The sequence below is a fragment of the Nocardia sp. NPDC005745 genome (assembly GCF_040630775.1).
Lineage (GTDB): Bacteria > Actinomycetota > Actinomycetes > Mycobacteriales > Mycobacteriaceae > Nocardia.
In genome coordinates, this window is sequence record NZ_JBEXYF010000023.1 from 24131 (window position 1) to 42800 (window position 18670).

Here is an 18670-nt window from a genome sequence, read left to right on the forward strand (position 1 = left end):
GAGAAAGGCCGAACAATGGGATTCAAAACAGCGGATTTCCCGCCCGTCGATGTGACGACATTCCTCGACCAACCGTTGCGGGAGCGGATGCGAACGCTCGCCCTGCACTGGGCCGAATACGGCTTCGGCACGCCGAAGATGATTCATACGGTCTATCTGCTCAAGGTGCTGCTGGTCTCGGTGCTGGGCGGGGTCGCCGTGGCCACCTGGAGTTCCGGCGTCGGGCCGTTCTGGGATGTCTCGGCATGGTGGAACGAGCCGGTGGTCTACCAGAAGCTCGTGTTGTGGACCGTTCTGATCGAAGCGATCGGCATCGCCGGTTCGTGGGGGCCGCTCGCGGGCAAGTTCAAGCCCATGACCGGAGGCATCCTGTTCTACGCGCGCCGCGGCACGATCCGCCTGCGGCCGTGGCGGCAAGTGCCGTTCACCAGCGGTGATACCCGCACGGCGATCGACGTGCTGCTGTATCTGGCGTTCCTGGCGACATTGCTGGCAGCGATCGTGCTGCCCGGCGTACCGAGCGCTTCGCTCAGCGCGGTGCTGCCCGAGAACACCTCCGGCTTGGTGAATCCCGCGCTGCTGATCGCTCCGATCGCGCTGTACGTGCTGTGCGGCCTGCGGGACAAGACCATCTTCCTCGCCGCCCGCGGCGAGCAGTACCTGCCCGCCCTGGTTTTCTTCGCGGCGTTGCCGTTCGTCGACATGATCATCGCCGCCAAGCTGCTGATCTGCGCGGTCTGGATCGGCGCGGGTGTGTCGAAGTTCGGGCGGCACTTCAGCAACGTGGTACCGCCGATGGTCTCCAACAGCCCCGGCGTGCCCGCCAAGTGGATCAAGCGGCTGCACTACCGTGACTTCCCCCGGGACATCCGCCCCTCCAAAGTCGCCTCGTTCCTGGCCCACGTCGGCGGCACGACCGTCGAGATCGTCACACCGCTGGTGCTGCTGTTCTCCACCGACCACCGGCTGACGCTGGCCGGTGTGGTGCTGATGGTGGTCTTCCACGCGTTCATCACCTCGACGTTCCCGCTGGCGGTGCCGTTGGAGTGGAACGTCTTGTTCGCCTACCTGACCGTGTTCCTGTTCCTCGGCTTCCCCAACGGGGGCGGGTACGGCCTCGGTGACATCTCCTCCCCGTGGCTGGCCCTGGTGATCGTCGCGGCGCTGATGTTCTTCCCGGTCCTCGGGAATCTGCGCCCGGACCTGGTGTCGTTCCTGCCGTCGATGCGCCAGTACGCCGGCAACTGGGCGTCCGCATTGTGGGCCTTCGCGCCCGGCGCGGAGGAGAAGCTCAACAGCATCGGGCACCGGCCCACGCTGAATCAGATCGACCAGTTGAAGGCCATGGGCTACCCGCCCGAGGTCGCGGAGATCACCATGCAGCAGACCATCGCGTGGCGCTCGATGCACAGTCAAGGGCGCGGACTGTTCTCGCTGCTGTACAAGCACATTCCCGAGATCGACCGGTGGACCGTCCGGGAAGCGGAGTTCGGCTGCAATTCGCTGATCGGCTTCAACTTCGGCGACGGCCACCTGCACAACCTGGATCTGATCAAGGCCGTGCAATCCCGGGTCGGATTCGCGCCGGGCGAGTGGATCGTGGTGTGGGTGGAGTCGCAGCCCATCCACCGGGGTATCCAGCGGTATCAGGTCATCGACGCGGCGCTCGGCGTCGTCGAACGCGGCACCTGGCGAGTGCGCGACGCGGCGGAGACGCAGCCGTGGCTGCCCGACGGCCCGATCCCGCACGAGGTGACCTGGCGGCGCGCGGATTACACGGTGCCGATGCCGCCGGACGACCCGGCTCGTGTCCTCGCGCCGCAGCCGGTCGGCTGAGACCCTCGCACGGACAGGAGAGCGATATGAGTACCGCAGTCGTGGTCGGCGGCGGCCCCAACGGCTTGGCCGCGGCCATCACGTTGGCCAGGGCCGGACTGGACGTCACCGTGCTGGAGGGCGCCGACGAGATCGGAGGCGGCACCCGCACCAGCGAGGCGATCGTGCCCGGTCTGCTGCACGACCACTGCTCGGCCATCCACCCGATGGCGGTCGGCTCTCCCTTCCTGCGCGGCCTGGACCTGGAACGCTACGGATTGTCCTGGGCGTGGCCGGAGATCGACTGCGTCCATCCGCTCGACGACGGCAGCGCGGGCGTGCTGCTGCGCTCGGTCGCCGGGACCGCCGCCGGTCTCGGCGGCGACGGCCGGGCATGGCGGCTGCTGTTCGAACGGACGGCGGCAGGCTACGACCGGATGAGCGCCGACATCATGCGGCCCCTGCTGCGCCTGCCGCGCCATCCGATCCGGCTGGCCCGTTTCGGGATTCCTGCCCTGGCCCCGGCCACGCTGCTGGCAGGCCTGTTCCGTACCGAGCAGGCCAGGGGACTGTTCGGCGGCGTCGCCGCGCATGCCTTCCACCCGCTGCATCGGCCGCTGAGCGCCAGCGTCGGCCTGGGCATCCTCACCGCGGGCCACACCTACGGCTGGGCGGTCGCCGCCGGTGGATCGCAACGGATCACCGAAGCCATGGCCGCGGTGCTGAGTGACCTCGGCGGGAAGATCGAAACGGGTGTCCACGTGCGATCGGTGTCCGATCTGCCGCAGGCGGAACTGACGATGTGGGACCTCGCGCCTACCGCGGTCGCGGACATCCTCGGTGAGCGCCTGCCCCCTCGGGTCAGGAGGTCCTACCGCGCGTTCCGATACGGACCGGGCGCGTTCAAGGTCGACTTCGCCGTGCACGGCGGCGTGCCGTGGACGGCGGAGGCGGCTCGACGGGCGGGAACGGTGCATCTCGGCGGCACGTTCGCCGAGATCGCCGCCACCGAACGCGAGATCCACGCGGGACGCATGCCCGAACGCCCCTTCGTCCTGGTGGGCCAGCAGTACCTCGCCGATCCGCAACGGTCGGCCGGCGACATCCATCCGATCTGGGCATATGCCCACGTGCCGCACGGCTATCCCGGCGACGCGACAGCGGCCCTCACCGCCCAGATCGAACGCTTCGCTCCCGGTTTCCGCGACCGCATAGCCGGGACCAGCGTGCGCAGCGCCGCGGGATTCGCGGAGTACAACCCCAACTACGTGGGCGGCAACATCATGACGGGGGCGAAGGACATTCCGCAGTTGCTGTTCGGACCTCGAAAGACTCTGCAACCCTACGACATCGGTGTGCCGGGTCACTATCTCTGCTCCGCGGCCACACCGCCGGGCCCCGGTGCGCACGGCATGTGCGGGGCGAACGCCGCGCAGCGGGCTCTCCGGCAAGCGGGCATCGCGGCGCCGTCCTAGCGTCGCGCACGCCGCTGTCATCCGGGCGGCCCCGGCCTCCTCGACACCGGCCGCGAGGCGCGCTCATTCCCGGCAGGGGACGCGGACGGCCTGCAGTTCACCGCCCTGACCGCGCTGAGCGCCGCGATCTCTATCGCCTGATCGGACGAGGGGAAGCGGGCGGTACCGCCGGCCGGTCACTCCGTGGCCGTCCGGTTTCCCATGGGATCGCCAGGGCAATCGATCACCATGGACGCTGACGACACGACGCCGAGCAACGCACCTCATTCCGGTCGAGTCACGCAAGATGACCTGCGCCGCCTACTGGCAGCAGGCGAGCCGGACGCGCGGTTGGTCCTGGAAGAGGGACAGCTCAGGATCGAACCCGGTGCCGGACCCGAACCGCGCGGAATGCTCATCCTGACCCGAGCCGAATTGGCCGACCGGCTCGGACCCGATCCGGACGCCGAGGCACTGACCACGGCTGCCGCCGAGTTGGACGCCGAGGTCCGCCTCCGCGGCGCCTGAAACCTGGGGCATGGTCGTGAAGGTCGGGCATCTGCGGCAACCTCAGCGCGCACCTGACCAGCGCGGATCTCGGTAGACGAATCAGCCGCACTCGTAGTGCGGCCGCCTCGACCCGTATCGCGTTGGCATTACCCGGTGTCGACCGTGTCGAGATCCATTGCGACGAGGCCAATATCCGCAGTGCCGCGGTCGCCCGGCGGCTCGGTTACCGGCTGGATCGGATCGAGCCACGGGAGAGGACTGCGCCCGCGGAGTCCGGTCGCGGAATGTACTGGGTCATGCAGCGGTGATCACCCGCCCGGTCTCAACCCGTTGTCAGCGCGGAATCCGCCGCCGTGGCGACAGGCGCGCTGGGTTCGTGGACAGCGGGGCCGGGGTCGGCGTCGTAGAGTTCGGCGATCTCGGTGGCGTACTTCTCGGCGATCACTCGTCGCTTGAGTTTCATGGTGAGGGTGACTTCGTCGCCGCCCGCCTCCCAGAAGGCGGGCAAGAGGCGGAACCGTTTGACTTGCTCCACCCGGGAGAGTCGAGCGTTGCCCGCGGCGATGCCTGCGGCGATCCGCTCGATGACACCGGCATCGGCCGACAAGGCCGCCGCCGACGAGTCCGGCAGATGGTGGCGCGCGGCGTACGGTCCGGCGGATTCGGCGTCGAGGACGACCAGCGCGGTGTTGTAGGGGCGGCCGTCGCCGATCACGGCGATGGCCCCGATCAGCGGGGTCGCCGCCTTGATCGCGTTCTCGATGTTGGTGGGGGACATGTTCTTCCCGGCAGAGTTGATGATCAACTCCTTCTTGCGGTCCACGACCCGGAGGTATCCGTCGTCGTCGATGGTGATCACATCGCCTGTGCTCAGCCAGCCCTCGGAATCGACGGCCTCGGCGGTCTTGCCGGGTTCTCCGCGATAGCCCTTCATCACGAGCGGTCCACGCACCTGTAGTTCGCCGTCCTCGGCGATCCTGGCCTGCATGCCGGGCAGCAGCTTGCCCACGGTGCCGAGTCCGGCTTCGCCAGGATGACCGACGCTGCAGATGCAGGTGAGTTCGGACATGCCCCAGATCTCGGCGATCGGGATCCCGAGGCCGGCGAAGAAGCCGAGCGTTTCGGCCGGGATGGGCGCCGCGCCGGAGATCGCCCAGCGGACCCGGTCGAGACCGAGTTTCGCACGCAGCCCCGACAGCACGAGCCGGTCGGCGCGCGCCCATTCGACGGCGACCGCTTCCGGGACCGGTTCCCCGTTCAATTGGTGCGCGCTGCGCCGGGCGGCGACCGCCAACGCCCAGTGCAGTGCGGTCCGGCGGTCCTCGTCCGGTTCGCTGGCGACGGCGAATTCGATTGCCGCTTTCAGCTTCTCCCATACGCGAGGCACGGCGCCCCAGATCGTGGGATGCAGGTCGGCCAGCGCGGCGCCGATCCCGGTGGGGTCGGCGACGCAGGTCACCTGGGTGCCGAAGACCTCCTGGAAGTAGAGCGCGGTGAGCCGGTCCGCGATGTGCGCGGTCGGCATATAGGACGTGATCGTGTCGCCGAAGCGAACTCCGAGCACTCGATCGACGGCATAGCACTCGAACATCAGGTTCGCGTGCGTCGTCTCCACGCCCTTGGGGTTGCCGGTGGTTCCCGACGTATAGATCAGCGTGGCGACGTCATCCGGCCCGACCGCACGCCACGCGGCGTCGAAGTCGAAGTTCTCCTCGCCCGCGGCGATCACGTCGGCGACCGACAAAGTGCCCTCGGGTGCGTCGTCGACGCAGACGATGTGGTCGAGTACGACTCCGCTCGCACGGATCGGCTCGACATACCGAGGCTCGCACATCACCAGTCGCACACCGGCATTGCCGAGGACGTACGCGATCTGTTCCGGCGCCGCGGTGTTGTACACCGAGAAACTGGTGGCGCCCAGGTGCTGAGCCCCGACTTCCAGGGGATAGAAATCGATGCGGTTGGACATCATCGAGGCGACGGTGTCGCCGCGCCGCACCCCGAGCGCCGACAGTCCGGCGGCGATTCGCCGGACCTGCGCCGCGTACTCGCGCCAAGTGAGGGTGGCGGCGTCCCCGGGGGATCGGAGGGCGATCGCGTCCGGATCGACGGTGGCGTTGTACTGGAAGGCGGCGGGGAGTGTGTCGAAGGTCGGGGTGCTCACAGGAGGAATTCCTTCGGATCGGGTGACGCGGGCTGCGGCCGGACCATGCTGCGCGGAGCCGCGAGCCGCCGTGACCGGAGTACGGCGATCACATGCGGAATGAGACGGGCTCGGAGGTTACGACGGGGTCGCGCGGGCTTCGACCCGGCGCAGCAGGTCGTGCACGCGGGTGTCGCGAGCGAGTGCGCTGTCGAGCACGACGTTGATCGCCCCGCGCAGCAGTGCGTAGGGCTCCCAGCCCGCCGGTGCGATGGTGCGCGCCGCGCGCCGCTCGATACCGTCGGCGATGGTTCCGGCCGCCTGCGCGGCCGAGATCCGCACGTTCAACGGCCAGGGCAGCAGGTCGTCCAGTTCTCGGCCGAGTTCGTCGTGATCGAGGGTGTCGTGTGTCATCCGGGTGTCCACGATGCCGAAATAGGCGATGCCCGCCGAAGCGCCGAAGGGGGCCAGTTCCACGCGCAGCGCCCGGCCGAGCTGTTCGACCGCCGCTTTGCTGATCATGTACGGGGCTCCCGCCATGCCGGGCGCGAAGGCGGCGCACGACGACACCACTACCACGTGACCGCCCGCGGTGACGATGTGGTCGAGCGCGGGCCGCACCGTGTTGAACACACCGGTGAGGTTGATGTCCATGACCCGATCGAAGTCCCGCCCGTCGAGCGTGCGCACCGTCGCCGGGCGGGGCACCACGCCCGCATTCGCCACCACCACGTCCAAGCGGCCGAAATGCCCGGTGGCCTGGTCGATCGCCGCGCGCATCGCCGCGCGGTCGGTGACGTCGACGGCGACGGCGAGGGCGCGCTCGCCCAGCGTCTCGGCGGCCGCGCCGACCGCGTCCTGGTCGACGTCGACCAGGACGACCGAGGCCCGCCGGTCGTGCAGTACCTCCGCCAGTTCGCGCCCGATGCCGTTGCCCGCACCCGTGATGAGCGCGACCCGGCCCTCGACCGAATAGCTCCGGCGCCTGCGGCCGATCGAGAAGATGTCGTCGATCATCGGCTCACCTCATAGGCTTCGGTGTCGAATCGGCTGGTGCGCTGCCGGTATTCGAAACTCCAGTTCGGATACAGACCTGCGTTGAGCCCGTCGGGCGTCTGGTAGTAGCTGCGGCAGCCGCCGGTCAGCCATACCGTCGACGAACTCCGGCGCGCCATCTCCGCGACGAAAGCCGCCTGCGCCTCCGGGCGTACCTCGACGCGGCGCGCGCCGGAGGACCGTGCGTGGCGCAGGGCGTCGACGATGTACGCGATCTGGGATTCGATCATGTAGATCGCGGACTGGTTACCGGCGGCGCCGAAGGGACCGAGTGTGCAGAAGAAGTTCGGGAACCCGGCCACCGCCACACCGAGGTAGCTCTGCGGTCGTCGACGGTAGAGCTGGGCGAGTGTTTGCCCGTCGCGTCCGGCGTAGCGTTCGTAGGCGGTCGGGATCGAGGTGAAGCCGGTGCCGAAGATGATGGTGTCCACCGGGTGCTCGCTGCCGTCGCGCAGCAGGATCGAGTGCGGCCGGATCTCCGCGATGGGTTGGGTGATCACGTCGACGTTGGGCTGGTCGAGCGCCGGGAGGTAGGTGTCGGAGAAGATGGCGCGTTTGCACCCGATGACATAGTCGGGTGTGAGCTTCTTGCGCAGATCCCGATCGCGCACCTGGCGCAGCAGCTGCCAGCGGCCCAGTGCTTCGTAGGGGTGCCGGAAGCGCTGGTCGACCAGCGAGATGAGCCCGAACGTCTCGATCGCCGCGTAGAACCCACCGCGGATCGCGCGCTGGGCCAGCGGTATACGCCGGAGCAGCCGCCGCTCCAGGTCGCGTGTGCGGCGATCCATGCGGGGGACGATCCACGGGGCCGATCGCTGGAACAGCAGCAGCTGGGCCACCTTCGGTTGGATCTCCGGGACGAACTGCACCGCCGAGGCGCCGGTGCCGATCACCGCGACCCGCTCGCCGGTGAGATCGTGGTCGTGATCCCAGTGCAGGGAATGGAATGACGTGCCCGCGAACGAGTCCATCCCGGGTAGCTGCGGATACTTCGCCTCGGCGAAGAGCCCGGTGGCGGAGAGCAGGAAGTCCGCGGTGAGCGTTCCTCGCGAGGTCTCGATGCGCCAGAGCGAACGCTGCTCGTCCCACCGTGCGTCGAGCAGTTCGGCGCCGAATCTGATGTGCCGCACGACATCGTGTTCGACGGCCACCGTGCGCAGGTAGTCGAGGATTTCGCGCTGCCTGCCGTAGGTGCGCGACCAGTCGGGATTGGGCGCGAAGGAGTAGCTGTAGAGGTGCGAGGGCACATCACATGCGCAACCGGGGTAGGTGTTGGCGCTCCAGGTGCCACCTAGGTCGTCGGCTCGTTCGAGGATGAGAAGGTCGTCGAATCCGGCCTCGCGCAGCTTGATCGCCAGGCCGATGCCGCCCAGTCCCGCGCCGACGATCGCTACGGGTGTGTGCTCGATCGGGTCGGATGTCACTGGTGCTTCCTTCCGTGCAGAATCGCGACGAGCAGGTCGGCGATCGCGTCCGCGCGATGGTCGCGCCGGAACGAGGTGAGCGGCAGCGGGGACGGGAAGCGCTGGCGCGTGGTGGCTTTGGCGTAGGTGAATTCCCGGAGGCCGTCCGGGCCGTGCACACGGCCGAAGCCCGAGGCGCCCACACCGCCGAGCGGCAGAGCGGGGATGGTGGCGTGCGCGACGAAGGCGTTGATCGAGGTGCCGCCAGCGCGGATGCGGTCGGCGATCTCGCGCCCGTGGCGGCGGGCGAAGACGGTGCCGCCCAGCCCGTACGCGCCGCGGTTGACCAGCTCGACGGCCTCGTCCATGTCCCGGACCTTGGTCACCGTCAGGGTGGGACCGAAGGTCTCCTCCGTCACCGCGGCCGCGTCCTCGGGGACATCGACCAGGATGGTCGGCTGGACGAACTGGCGATCGATCGTGTCCGGGCCGCCGAGCACGGCCCGCGCGCCACGCGCGACGGCGTCCTCGATGTGGCGGCGGATGATCGAAAGCTGTTTCGGCATGGTGATGGGTCCGATTCGCGAGCCCTCCCCACCCGCCTCGATCTCGGCCGCCGCCGCCACCAGCTTCGCGAGGAACTCGTCGTAGACATCGGCATGGACGTACACGCGCTCGACGGCCAGACAGGTCTGCCCCGCGTTGGACAACCCGCCCCACACCGCCGCGTCGGCGGCGGCCTCGAGATCGGCGTCGGCGTCCACGATGAGCGCGTCCTTGCCGCCGCACTCCATCAGCACCGGGGTGAGATTCTCCGCGCAGGCGGCCATGACCAGCTTGCCGGTGGCGGTGGAACCGGTGAACCCGATCTTGCCGACTTCGCTGCGGCACAACGCGTTCCCGGTATCGCCGAGCCCGGTGATCACCTGGAGCACCGGCTCGGCGGGCGCGGTGCGGGCGAAGGCCTGCGCGAGCCACAGCCCGACGCCGGGGGTGTACTCGCTGGGTTTGAATACCACGGCGTTTCCGGCGGCCAGCGCGAACGAGATGGAACCGAGCGGAGTGAAGACCGGGTAGTTCCACGGGCCGATGACGCCGACCACGCCGAGGGGACGGTATTCGACCGTGGCCGCGTGGTTGAACGTCAGCAGGCTCGACGGCACGCTACGGCGCCCGAGTACCTTCTCGGCGTTGCGCGCCGCCCACCGCAGGTGTTCGAGTGCCATGGCGATCTCGAGCTTGGCGTCGGAGATCGGCTTGCCCATCTCGCGGTGGATCACCTCGGCCAATTCCGCACGGCCCGAGGCGATCTCGCCGCGCCAGGCGTCCAGGTGCCGCGCGCGCCCGGCGAAGCCGAGGTCGCGCCACCAGGCGGCGGCCCGGTGAGCCGTGGCCACGGCGGCATCCACGGCATGGCGGTCGTGGACGGGGTAGGTGCCGACCACCGCGCCGGTGGCCGGGTCGTGCACATCGAAGGTCGACACCGTGGACGGTGCGGGGTGGCCGGTCGAGACGCTCATCGCTGTCCCTTTCGTGTGGCGGTCTCAGAGGTCGACTACGAGGCGTTCGCCCGCGGCGCGGGAGACGCAGACCAGCATCTGGTTCTCGCGTTCGGCGGCGGTGAGCACGCGGTCACGGTGGTCGACGGCGCCGGAGAGGACCGCGACCTTGCAGGTGCCGCAGAAACCCTGGCGGCAGGAGTAGGGGGTATCGGGCAGTGCGCGGTGGATCGCGGTGAGCGCCGTTTCGTCGGCCGCGACCCGGACGGTGGCGCCGGTGCGGGCCAAGGTGAGGTCGAATTCCACGCCGTCGGCGACCGGGAGCGCGGAGAACCGTTCGGTGTGCAGCGAGCCGGTCGGGTTGAGTTCGAACATGCACCGCTGTGCCGCCTCCAGCATCGGCGGCGGTCCGCACACGTACACCGCCGCGCCGGGTTCGGCGCGCGACAACAGGGCGGCGACATCAGGTGGGCCGAATTCGTCGTCCGGCCTGACCTCGGCATCGGGGAGGTCGTCGAGGAACGGCATGGTGGCGCGCGAGCGGCCGACGTACACCAGGTGCCCACGGGCACCCGCGGCCTGGACCATGGGTTTGATCGGCGTGATGCCGATGCCACCGGCCAGGAACAGATACGACGGCGCCTCGACGAAGGTGAAGGCGTTGCGCGGCCCGCGAATCCGCAGACTGTCGCCGACTCGCAGCGACCGGTGTATTTCGCGGGATCCGCCGCCGCCCTCCGGGATGAGCCGCACCGCGATGCGATACCGGAACCGGTCGCTCGGGTCACCGCACAGGGAGTACTGACGCCGGCGTCCCGAGGGCAAGAAGACGTCCACGTGAGCGCCCGGCCGCCACGCGGGCAGCGGACCGCCACCGGCGGCGCGCAACGTCAGGCCGACCACGTCGACGGCAGGCCGATCCATCGCGGCGATGGTGGTGTCGATGTCGAATCCCGTGCCGCGCACCATGTTCGGACGCGACAGGAGCGGCGCGGCGCGTCCGGTTACGAACACCTTCCGGTAGATGTCCATGACATCGCCGATCAGCCGCAGTCCCGCCGGCGCCGGGCGGTCGGTCACGGTAGGCGACCCGCTCATCGGTTCGCCGCCCGCGCGGCAGGCGAGTGCGCCAGATAGCGCAGGGCGTTGTCCATCGGCCCCAACTGGGACGGATGGAAGCCCGGCCGCAGGTACCGGGGCATCTCGGTGAAGAAGACCGTCCATTTCGGGATGACGCCGCGCCGGGTCGCGCTCCAGAACTGCAGACCCCAGAACCGGCCTTTCCGCGGCGACGGGTCCTTGCGGTACAGATAGGCGGTCGAGACGATGAACAGCGGCAGCAACGTCGCGCCGGCCAGAAGCGCCGTGCGGGCCTTACGCGCGTAGCTGCCGTCGAGATGCATGAACGCGTCGTAGACGACGCTGCGATGCTCCACCTCTTCGGCGCCGTGCCATCGGACCAGGTCCAGCATCGCCGGGTGCATGCCCTTGGCTTCGAGGATGTCGGCGTTGAGCAGCCATTCCCCGAGGACCGCGGTGTAGTGCTCCATGCCCGCGAACAGGCCGAGCCGTTCCTTGAGCCACTCCTCCCGGGCGCGCCCGGTCAGGCCGTGGTCGCCCAGGATGCGATCGACCAGCCAGGCGACCTTGGTGACATACGACTCCACGTCCAGGCCGATGGATTGCAGATGCCTGCGCGCGGCCTCGTGGCTGCTCGCGTGCATGGTCTCCTGCCCGATGAACCCCGTCACCTCCTCCCGTAACCGCTCGTCGTCGATGTGCGGGAGGGCCTCGGCCAGCGCCTGCGCCATGGCTCGTTCCCCTTCGGGCAGCACCAGGTGCATGACATTGACGATGTGGGTGGCCAGGGCCTCGCCCGGCACGTAGTGCATGGGCACCGAATCGAAATCGAAATGGACGTCGCGCGCATGGATGGCATGCGCTTCGTCACGATACCGGCGCTCCGACGCGCCTGCCTGCTCAGCCATGCCCCGACCCTACATAGCTACAAATCGTATTGCAATGTTGCAGCAACAACTCGGTTCGAATGTTGCAGGAGGGGGCGGTTTTGCTAGCGTTGGCCTATGCCCACCGCCTCGAAGGCCGCCGCGAGCAGCGAAAACGTCGCCGGAACCCTGGTCACCCGGATCTTGGACGCGGCCCTGGTGCAGTTCGAGCAGGTGGGCGTCAAGAAGACGACGATCGAGGAAGTGGCCCGGAAGGCGGGTGTGGACCGGGTGACGGTCTATCGCCACGTCGGAGGCCGCGACGACCTGGTGCAAGCCGTTATCAGTCGGGAGGTGGCCGCGGTGCTCGCCGAGATCACCGAGATCGCCGACCGCCACGACGACCTCGGCGATCTGGTCGCCGACATCTTCGTCACCGTCATCACCCGCTGGCGCACGAACCCGCTGGTCGAACGCATGCTGGCGCTGGAACCGGCGCGCGTGGTCCTCAAACTCACCGTCGACGGCGCAGGTCCGTTCGCGATGTCCGTGCACACGACCGATGTCGCGCTCCAGCGTGCCGTCGAGCGGGGGATCCTCCCGCCCGCACCGGATCTGACCACTCGCGCCGAGATCGTGTGCCGGATCGTCCACTCGCTGATCCTCGCGCCGCACGGCCTCACCGAACTCCGAACCGACGAGCAACTCGGCGAATTCGCACGAACGTACCTCGTGCCGGTAGTGGCCGGACCCGACGCCGTGTCCGGCTGACTCGGGCGCATCCGGTCGGTGAAACCGGCACGCGGATGTGCCGCGGGTGAATCCTCCGTTCCGGCGCGGCAACCACATCCGCGGCCGGTGAATGGCAGCGTCTCGAGCACGAACCGGCCGACCCCGTGGACGACAGCGACCTCGTCGCTTTGACGGTCCGGCTCGGCGAGGTGGTGAAGCGGGACGGGGAGGTCATGATTCTGCTCGACGACCTGACCGCTACCACTATGGCGTGAGAAGAGGGGAGGGCGGCCCGAGTACTCGCGGTCTGACCTATTCCCGGTAGCGCACCTTCGATCGGCCGTTCCAGCGGTCGATCGTGAGCCGGTGAATCCCGTTGCATCTACCCCGATCCGGGCGACGGATACCCAGGAACTCACCCGAGCGATGCTCGGGCCGCTGAAGGGCGGAGTCGGTTTCTCCTGCGCGCCTGTGGCGTCCCCGCTGTGAGCCGGAGTCGGCGGCCGGACGCGCGGATCCTCTTCTCGGTGTGCTTCAGCCATTTTCGGTCTCGGCCGACGGAATCGATCGCTCGGATCGCGAATTGTGATGTGCCGTTGCCGAGCGCCCCGACGAACCTGTACGCGCGGTCGCGCGCTCGGCGACGGAGCGCGCCGGTTAGGCGTGGATGGCCGGACGCGGGACCTCGTGCGCGGTTCGGCGGGAAGCCGACAGGTCCTCCGGCCTGGAACGATGCGGGTCTACACCGTTTCCCCTGAATAGCGAAAGGTGTGCTGTTCGGTTCGGAAATCGGGGAACGAACTGTGCGCCGCAGGTTGTCGGGCGGCCGTGGACGGGTCGCCGGTCATCGTCCCGCTGATCGTGTCACGAAGCCTTTTGCGGTGGGGCCGCGCACTTCTGGCTCATGGGAGGTCGAATACCCAGCTCGACGATCTTGCCATCCGCAGCGCTTCAGCCAACGAAGAGTTCAGGTAGCTCAATGTTGACTATGCGCTGTGAAGGAGGAGGGGTGGCAAACGCGATGACCTGCGAGGTGGCTGTCGTCGGCGCGGGGTTCGGCGGCATCGGGATGGGAGTCGGGTTGCGACGGGCCGGGATCACCGATTTCGTGATCTTCGATCGGGGCGGCGACGTGGGCGGGGTCTGGCGGGACAACACCTATCCGGGGTGCTCCTGTGATGTGCCGTCCCACTTGTACTCGTTCTCGTTCGCCCCTTACCGCAGCCGGCGCACCCGGTTTCCGCGCCAGTCGGAGATCCTGGAGTACCTGCGCCAGGTCGCCGCCGACCACGGCTTGGCGCCGCACCTGAGACTGGGCACCGCGATCGACGAGGCGACCTACCTGGAAGACCAGGGCGGCTGGGAACTGACCACCTCCGATGGACAGCGCGTGTTCGCCCGCGTGGTGATCTTCGCCGTCGGACAGCTGCACCGGCCGAACGTTCCCGACATCGCCGGACGGGCGGATTTCGCCGGACCATCCTTCCATTCCGCGCGGTGGGACCACGGCCAAAACCTATGTGGGGTGGACGTGGCCGTGATCGGTACGGGCTCGAGTGCGGCACAGATGCTGCCGACCTTGGCCGAGACCGCCCGCCACGTCCGCGTCTTCCAGCGCACACCGCACTGGGTACTGCCCAAACCGCCGGCCGATTTCGGACCGCTCGCCCGAATGGCGCTGCGGCTGCCCGGCGCTCACCGTCTCTACCGCCGAGCCCTGTACTACGGTGCCGACGTCGTGCTCGCGCCGATCATGCGCCGGGGTTGGTCGGCGCGTCCCGCCGAATGGGCTGCGCGATGGTATCTGCGCAGCCGGATCGAGGACCCACGGCTGCGCGCGAAACTCACACCCGACTATCCGCTCGGGGGCAAGCGCATCATCTTCGACAGCGACTACTACTCGACGCTGACCCGGGACAACGTCGAGCTGGTCACCGCCCCGATCGCCCGGATCACCCGCGACGGACTGCTCACCACCGACGGCGCGCACCATCGGGCCGACGTCATCATCTACGCCACCGGCTTCCGCGCCCCGGAATTCCTGGTTCCGATCACCGTGCGCGGACGCGGGGGAGTCCTCCTGCACGACCAATGGCGCTCGGGCGCGACAGCGCTGCTGGGGGTGGCGGTCCCCGGGTTTCCGAACGCCTTCCTGATCGCCGGACCGAACAGCTTCAATCCCGCGGGAAGTAATCCGGGGATGAAAGAATGCCAGATCGACTACATCATTCGTTGCCTGCGCTGGCGCGACCGGATCGGCGCCGCCACGATCGAAGTCCGCGCGTCCGCGATGCGGACACACCAGGAGTGGATCGAGCGAGCTGTCGCGAAGACGGTCTGGCCCGCCACGGGACCGAGCTGGTACAAGCACGACAGTGGGCGCGTCACCAATCCGTGGCCTGCCTCGGCTCGCACTTTCGACCGCGCTATGCGGCGGCCGCCGTCCGAATCGTTCGGCACCGTTCCGTCCGATCCGGCCACGCCGGATCGGAAGCACCCGAAACGAGTGAAGTGGACGAGGAAGTCCGCGCCGTCGGTGCAATCCGAAGAACCGACGGTGATTCCCGCCGAATGAACCGTCTCGGCCGAGCCGCGCTCGCTACGTCGGTGTCCGCGTCGGCTCGGCCGCGTCACGGCTGGGCAGTGATCGGTTCGTAGAGCGCGATGTGCCAGACGGAGTCGGGCGTCGGGCGTATGACGGCGCGGCGCTCGTGCGGTCCGGTGACCGGTTGCGCAACCTCGAAACCCCCGGTGCGCAACCGGTGCAGCGCGAGATCCAGATCGTCCACCTTGATCGCGAGGAACGGGGTGTCGTCGTCACGGTCGGTGCCCGCGAGCATGATTCGGACACCATTGCTGTCGAACTGGGCCCAGCGGTCGCCGTCCACCACGGTGGGCTCAGCGCCGAAAACGGCGGTCAGCAGTGCCACGGTGGTGGGCAGGTCGTCGGTGGGATAGGCGGGGCCGATTCGCTGGATCGTCATCTGTGCTCCGTAACAGTGTGTGCGGGCTCGGTCACGGATGCCGCTGGGCGTAGGCGGCACGAACGGCCGAGTATGCGGCGGTGTTCGCCAGTGCCGCTTCGGGCAGGGTGTCGGCCATGCTCATGAAGCCGTGGAACATCCCGTCGTATCGGCGGATCTCGGCCGCGACACCGGCTCGACTCAGCCGCTGCCCGTAGTCTTCGCCCTCATCGCGCAGTGGATCGAATTCGGCGGTGACGATGTGCGCGGGCGGGAGTCCGGACAGGTCGGCGTCGAGCGGGTCGGCGTACGGGTCGGCGCCGTCGTACGAGCCCAGGTATTGGCGCCAGTACCAACGCAGGTGCGCGGCGGTGGTGAAATAGCCGTCGGCGTTCTCCCGATAGGACGCGCTGTCGCAGGCCGGGTCGAGCATGGGATACAGCAGCAGCTGCCGGGCGATTTCGGGGCCGCCGCGATCGCGTGCCATCAACGCCGTCACGGCGGCGAGGTTGCCGCCGGCGCTGTCCCCCGCCACCACGAGGCGGTCGGGATCGCCGCCCAGCGAGCCGATGTGGTCGGCGACCCAGCACAGCGCCGCGTACGCGTCCTCGGCCGCCGCGGGAAACCGGTGTTCGGGCGCCTGCCGGTAGTCCACCGACACCACGACCGCGTCCGCTCCGACGGCCATGGCCCGGCAGAACCGGTCATGGCTGTCGAGGCCGCAGATCACGAACCCACCACCGTGGCAGAAGACCACCGTCGGAGCCGGCGCCGCGGCGCCGGCGGGCCGATAGATCCGGACCCGGACCTCGGGTGCGCCCGGTGGACCGGGGATCCGCCGCTCCCACACCTGGGCGACCGGAATCGGCTCCGCGGCCGGTGCGGCACGCGCGGCGAGCAGCCGCCGTGCCTCGGTGGCGTCGAGCACTTCGGTGCCCAACGCGGGAAACGCGGCGCTTGCGGCATCGACGACCACCTGCGCTTCGGGTGTCAGTGGCATCCGGCTCGCTCCTTCGCTAGTGCTGGGCGTCCGGTGGCAGGAACTTGCCCGCCGCCAAGCCGCCGTCGATCGTCACCTCGGCGCCGGTGATGTAGGCCGAGGCGTCGGAGGCCAGGAACGCGACCAGTTCGGCGACCTCTTCCGGTACGCCGGTGCGTTGCAGCGGCAAGGACGGGAAGCTGCCCGGCCCGGTGGTCAGGTACGGGACCATCGGCGTCGCGATCGGACCGGGGTGCACCGAGTTGACCCGGATCGCGGCCGGGCCCAGCTCGAGCGCGGCGGTCTTGGTCAGGCCGCGCAGTCCCCATTTCGAGGAGCCGTAGGCGGCGTGACCCATCAGCCCTTCCAGGCCCGCTTGCGAGGAGATGTTGACGATCGAGCCGCCACCCGCCCGAGTCATCGGACCGACCGCTGCCCGGATGCCGCGGAACGCCCCGATCAGGTTCACGCGCAGAATGCGGTCGAACTCCTCCGGCGTGGTCTCGGCCAGCGACTTCGCGGTGTAGATGGCGGCGTTGTTCACCAGGACATCCAGCTTGCCGAACGCCGAAACCGCCTCGGCCACGGCGACTTCCCAGTCCTCGTCGCTGCCGACGTCGTGCCGCACGAAACATGCCGCGGCGCCGAGCGATTCGGCCAGCCGGATGCCTTCTTCCTCCAGAACGTCGGTGATCACCACGCGGGCGCCGCGCCGCACGAACAGCCGCGCCTCGGCGGCGCCCTGTCCCCGGGCCGCGCCCGTGATCAGGGCGACCTTCCCACTCAGGTCAACCATGTCGAACTCCTCGTTGTCGTCGGCGATCGCCGAGATCAGCTGTTGCGGAAGTGGGGGATGACCTTCTCGCCCCAGTGCCGGATGGTCTCCAGGCAGGCATCCTGCGGCACCGTGCCCATCTGGATCAGGCAGAGGATCTCGTCCGCGCCCGCGGCCTGCAGACGCTCGACGTAGGCGATGGCGTCCTCGGGGCTGCCGTAGGCGTGGTCGGCGTTGAAGACCGAGGTGGCGCCGGTCTGCACCGGAATCTTGGCCTCGTGCAGGTAGGCGACGTGGTCGTCGGCGGCCTGCTCGAGCGCGGCGAACTCGTCGGCGTTCGGGTCGACGGCCTCGTCGGGCGCCGGGCCCGCGCCGTAGTAGTGCTTGATGGATTGCGCGAAGAAGCGCTGCCCGCGGGCGCCGATTCGCTGGGCCTTCTCCCGGTCGTCGAGAACGATGGTCGGGCACAGCGCCGCGAAATGATCGTTCACCACGGTCGACACGAAACGCTCACCCGTGCGCGCGGCGATCGCCTCGTCGTAGGTGCGCCGCAGTTCCGCGATTTCCTCCACGCCCGCGAAACCCAGCACCAGCGCGCCGATTCCATAGTCGGCGGCCATCTTCAGCGTGTCCTTCTTGGTGCAGGCCATGAACAGCGGCGGATGGGGCAACTGCTCCGGCCGCGGCAGCAGTGAATGCGGCGAGACCTGCAACAGCTCGCCGTTGTACTCGAATTCGGCTTCCGGATCCTGCCACGCCTTGCCGATCATCCGCAGCGACTCCTCGACCTCCTGGTAGGTGCGCTCGGGGTCGACACCGCACATGGAGGTCTCCACCGGCGTCGCGCCGCGGCCCGCGCCGAGGTCGAGCCGTCCACCGGACAGCACGTCGAGCATCGCGGCACGTTCGGCCGCGCGCACCGGGTGGTTGAAGTTGAATGGCATGCACACCACGCCGTGCCCGATCCGGATCCGCTCGGTCTTGGCGGCCACCCAGGTCAGGAAGACCTCCGGGGCGCTCATGTGCGCGTACCACTTCAGCCCGTGGTGTTCGACCGCCCACACGGTGTCGAACCCCATCTCGTCGGCGAGCACCGCCTGCTCGACACAGTCGCGCAGCACCTGGTGCTCGTGCTCGCGCGACGGGTCGGCCATCTGGGCTTCGAAGATCATCGAGAACTTCATCCGGTCTCCTTATCGAGCGCCCGATCGGGCGTTTTCGGGTTTCGTCGGGGTGTCTGGTCCCGGTGCGGGACAGCCGGCAGCGGTATGCCTAATCGAAATATGTCCGCCGGAACTTCTCAGGTCAGGCCCTAGTCCCGGTAGCCGGGACGGTCCGGTGCCGCGCCTCGATGGGCGACCTAGCGTCGGTGGGCAAGCGACGGTGAGAGGACGG

General features: G+C 68.8%; 15 protein-coding genes. 5 read left to right on the forward strand and 10 right to left on the reverse strand.

Annotated elements, in window-relative coordinates; genetic code table 11:
• The first annotated feature begins 15 nt into the window (after positions 1-15).
• The 3 genes from ABZ420_RS23530 (at position 16) to ABZ420_RS23540 (ending at position 3797) form a co-directional block, all read left to right on the forward strand.
• Complete coding sequence (locus tag ABZ420_RS23530) at positions 16-1836, forward strand: DUF3556 domain-containing protein (protein ID WP_357126407.1); 1821 nt, start codon at positions 16-18, stop codon at positions 1834-1836.
• Positions 1837-1862: 26 nt separating this feature from the next.
• Positions 1863-3290: an NAD(P)/FAD-dependent oxidoreductase gene (locus ABZ420_RS23535; protein ID WP_357126410.1), complete on the forward strand. Its 1428-nt coding sequence runs from the start codon at positions 1863-1865 to the stop codon at positions 3288-3290.
• A 228-nt stretch (positions 3291-3518) separates the two neighbouring features.
• Positions 3519-3797, forward strand: a complete 279-nt coding sequence (locus ABZ420_RS23540) for a hypothetical protein (protein WP_357126413.1) — start codon at positions 3519-3521, stop codon at positions 3795-3797.
• Between the two features lie 304 nt (positions 3798-4101).
• On the opposite strand, the gene fadD11 is transcribed toward ABZ420_RS23540, so the two are convergent.
• From fadD11 to ABZ420_RS23570, 6 genes are all read right to left on the reverse strand, one after another.
• Positions 4102-5943: a fatty acid--CoA ligase FadD11 gene (gene fadD11 / locus ABZ420_RS23545; protein ID WP_357126416.1), complete on the reverse strand. Its 1842-nt coding sequence runs from the start codon at positions 5941-5943 to the stop codon at positions 4102-4104.
• Between the two features lie 117 nt (positions 5944-6060).
• Entirely contained in the window at positions 6061-6939 is an 879-nt protein-coding gene (locus ABZ420_RS23550; protein WP_357126419.1) for an SDR family oxidoreductase, read from the reverse strand.
• Positions 6936-8402, reverse strand: a complete 1467-nt coding sequence (locus ABZ420_RS23555) for an NAD(P)/FAD-dependent oxidoreductase (protein WP_357126421.1) — start codon at positions 8400-8402, stop codon at positions 6936-6938. Before ABZ420_RS23555 ends, ABZ420_RS23550 begins: the two co-directional genes overlap by 4 nt.
• Positions 8399-9901 carry an aldehyde dehydrogenase family protein gene (locus ABZ420_RS23560; RefSeq protein ID WP_357126424.1) on the reverse strand — a complete coding sequence of 501 codons (1503 nt, stop codon included), beginning with the start codon at positions 9899-9901 and terminating at the stop codon, positions 8399-8401. The genes ABZ420_RS23555 and ABZ420_RS23560 overlap by 4 nt, the downstream gene beginning before the upstream one ends.
• Positions 9902-9925: 24 nt before the next feature.
• Complete coding sequence (locus tag ABZ420_RS23565) at positions 9926-10912, reverse strand: PDR/VanB family oxidoreductase (protein ID WP_357126633.1); 987 nt, start codon at positions 10910-10912, stop codon at positions 9926-9928.
• A gap of 62 nt (positions 10913-10974) precedes the next feature.
• Entirely contained in the window at positions 10975-11868 is an 894-nt protein-coding gene (locus tag ABZ420_RS23570) for a metal-dependent hydrolase (RefSeq protein ID WP_357126427.1), read from the reverse strand.
• Between the two features lie 96 nt (positions 11869-11964).
• On the opposite strand from ABZ420_RS23570, the gene ABZ420_RS23575 reads away from it, so the two are divergent.
• Positions 11965-12597, forward strand: coding sequence for a helix-turn-helix domain-containing protein (locus ABZ420_RS23575; protein WP_357126430.1), 633 nt, complete (start codon positions 11965-11967; stop codon positions 12595-12597).
• Between the two features lie 970 nt (positions 12598-13567).
• The gene (locus ABZ420_RS23580) at positions 13568-15133 is read left to right on the forward strand and encodes an NAD(P)/FAD-dependent oxidoreductase (RefSeq protein ID WP_357126433.1); all 1566 of its coding nucleotides are present in this window, start codon (positions 13568-13570) and stop codon (positions 15131-15133) included.
• Between the two features lie 55 nt (positions 15134-15188).
• Here the strand turns inward: ABZ420_RS23580 and ABZ420_RS23585 are convergent, their stop codons facing one another.
• From ABZ420_RS23585 to ABZ420_RS23600, 4 genes are read right to left on the reverse strand one after another with little or no spacing between them, the layout of a single operon-like run.
• Entirely contained in the window at positions 15189-15542 is a 354-nt protein-coding gene (locus tag ABZ420_RS23585) for a VOC family protein (protein ID WP_357126436.1), read from the reverse strand.
• Positions 15543-15573: 31 nt separating this feature from the next.
• Entirely contained in the window at positions 15574-16521 is a 948-nt protein-coding gene (locus tag ABZ420_RS23590; protein ID WP_357126439.1) for an alpha/beta hydrolase, read from the reverse strand.
• Between the two features lie 16 nt (positions 16522-16537).
• The gene (locus ABZ420_RS23595; RefSeq protein ID WP_357126442.1) at positions 16538-17296 is read right to left on the reverse strand and encodes a glucose 1-dehydrogenase; all 759 of its coding nucleotides are present in this window, start codon (positions 17294-17296) and stop codon (positions 16538-16540) included.
• A 35-nt stretch (positions 17297-17331) separates the two neighbouring features.
• Positions 17332-18459 carry an LLM class flavin-dependent oxidoreductase gene (locus tag ABZ420_RS23600; RefSeq protein WP_357126445.1) on the reverse strand — a complete coding sequence of 376 codons (1128 nt, stop codon included), beginning with the start codon at positions 18457-18459 and terminating at the stop codon, positions 17332-17334.
• Positions 18460-18670 lie beyond the last annotated feature (211 nt).

Excerpts from the sequence above, each read along its gene's own strand:
- ABZ420_RS23530 (WP_357126407.1), top strand. The coding sequence starts at position 16 with ATGGGATTCAAAACAGCGGATTTCCCGCCCGTCGATGTGACGACATTC.
- ABZ420_RS23535 (WP_357126410.1), top strand. The coding sequence starts at position 1,863 with ATGAGTACCGCAGTCGTGGTCGGCGGCGGCCCCAACGGCTTGGCCGCG.
- ABZ420_RS23540 (WP_357126413.1), top strand. The coding sequence starts at position 3,519 with ATGGACGCTGACGACACGACGCCGAGCAACGCACCTCATTCCGGTCGA.
- ABZ420_RS23550 (WP_357126419.1), bottom strand. The coding sequence starts at position 6,939 with ATGATCGACGACATCTTCTCGATCGGCCGCAGGCGCCGGAGCTATTCG.
- ABZ420_RS23560 (WP_357126424.1), bottom strand. The coding sequence starts at position 9,901 with ATGAGCGTCTCGACCGGCCACCCCGCACCGTCCACGGTGTCGACCTTC.
- ABZ420_RS23565 (WP_357126633.1), bottom strand. The coding sequence starts at position 10,912 with ATGGACATCTACCGGAAGGTGTTCGTAACCGGACGCGCCGCGCCGCTC.
- ABZ420_RS23570 (WP_357126427.1), bottom strand. The coding sequence starts at position 11,868 with ATGGCTGAGCAGGCAGGCGCGTCGGAGCGCCGGTATCGTGACGAAGCG.
- ABZ420_RS23575 (WP_357126430.1), top strand. The coding sequence starts at position 11,965 with ATGCCCACCGCCTCGAAGGCCGCCGCGAGCAGCGAAAACGTCGCCGGA.
- ABZ420_RS23585 (WP_357126436.1), bottom strand. The coding sequence starts at position 15,542 with ATGACGATCCAGCGAATCGGCCCCGCCTATCCCACCGACGACCTGCCC.
- ABZ420_RS23590 (WP_357126439.1), bottom strand. The coding sequence starts at position 16,521 with ATGCCACTGACACCCGAAGCGCAGGTGGTCGTCGATGCCGCAAGCGCC.
- ABZ420_RS23595 (WP_357126442.1), bottom strand. The coding sequence starts at position 17,296 with ATGGTTGACCTGAGTGGGAAGGTCGCCCTGATCACGGGCGCGGCCCGG.
- ABZ420_RS23600 (WP_357126445.1), bottom strand. The coding sequence starts at position 18,459 with ATGAAGTTCTCGATGATCTTCGAAGCCCAGATGGCCGACCCGTCGCGC.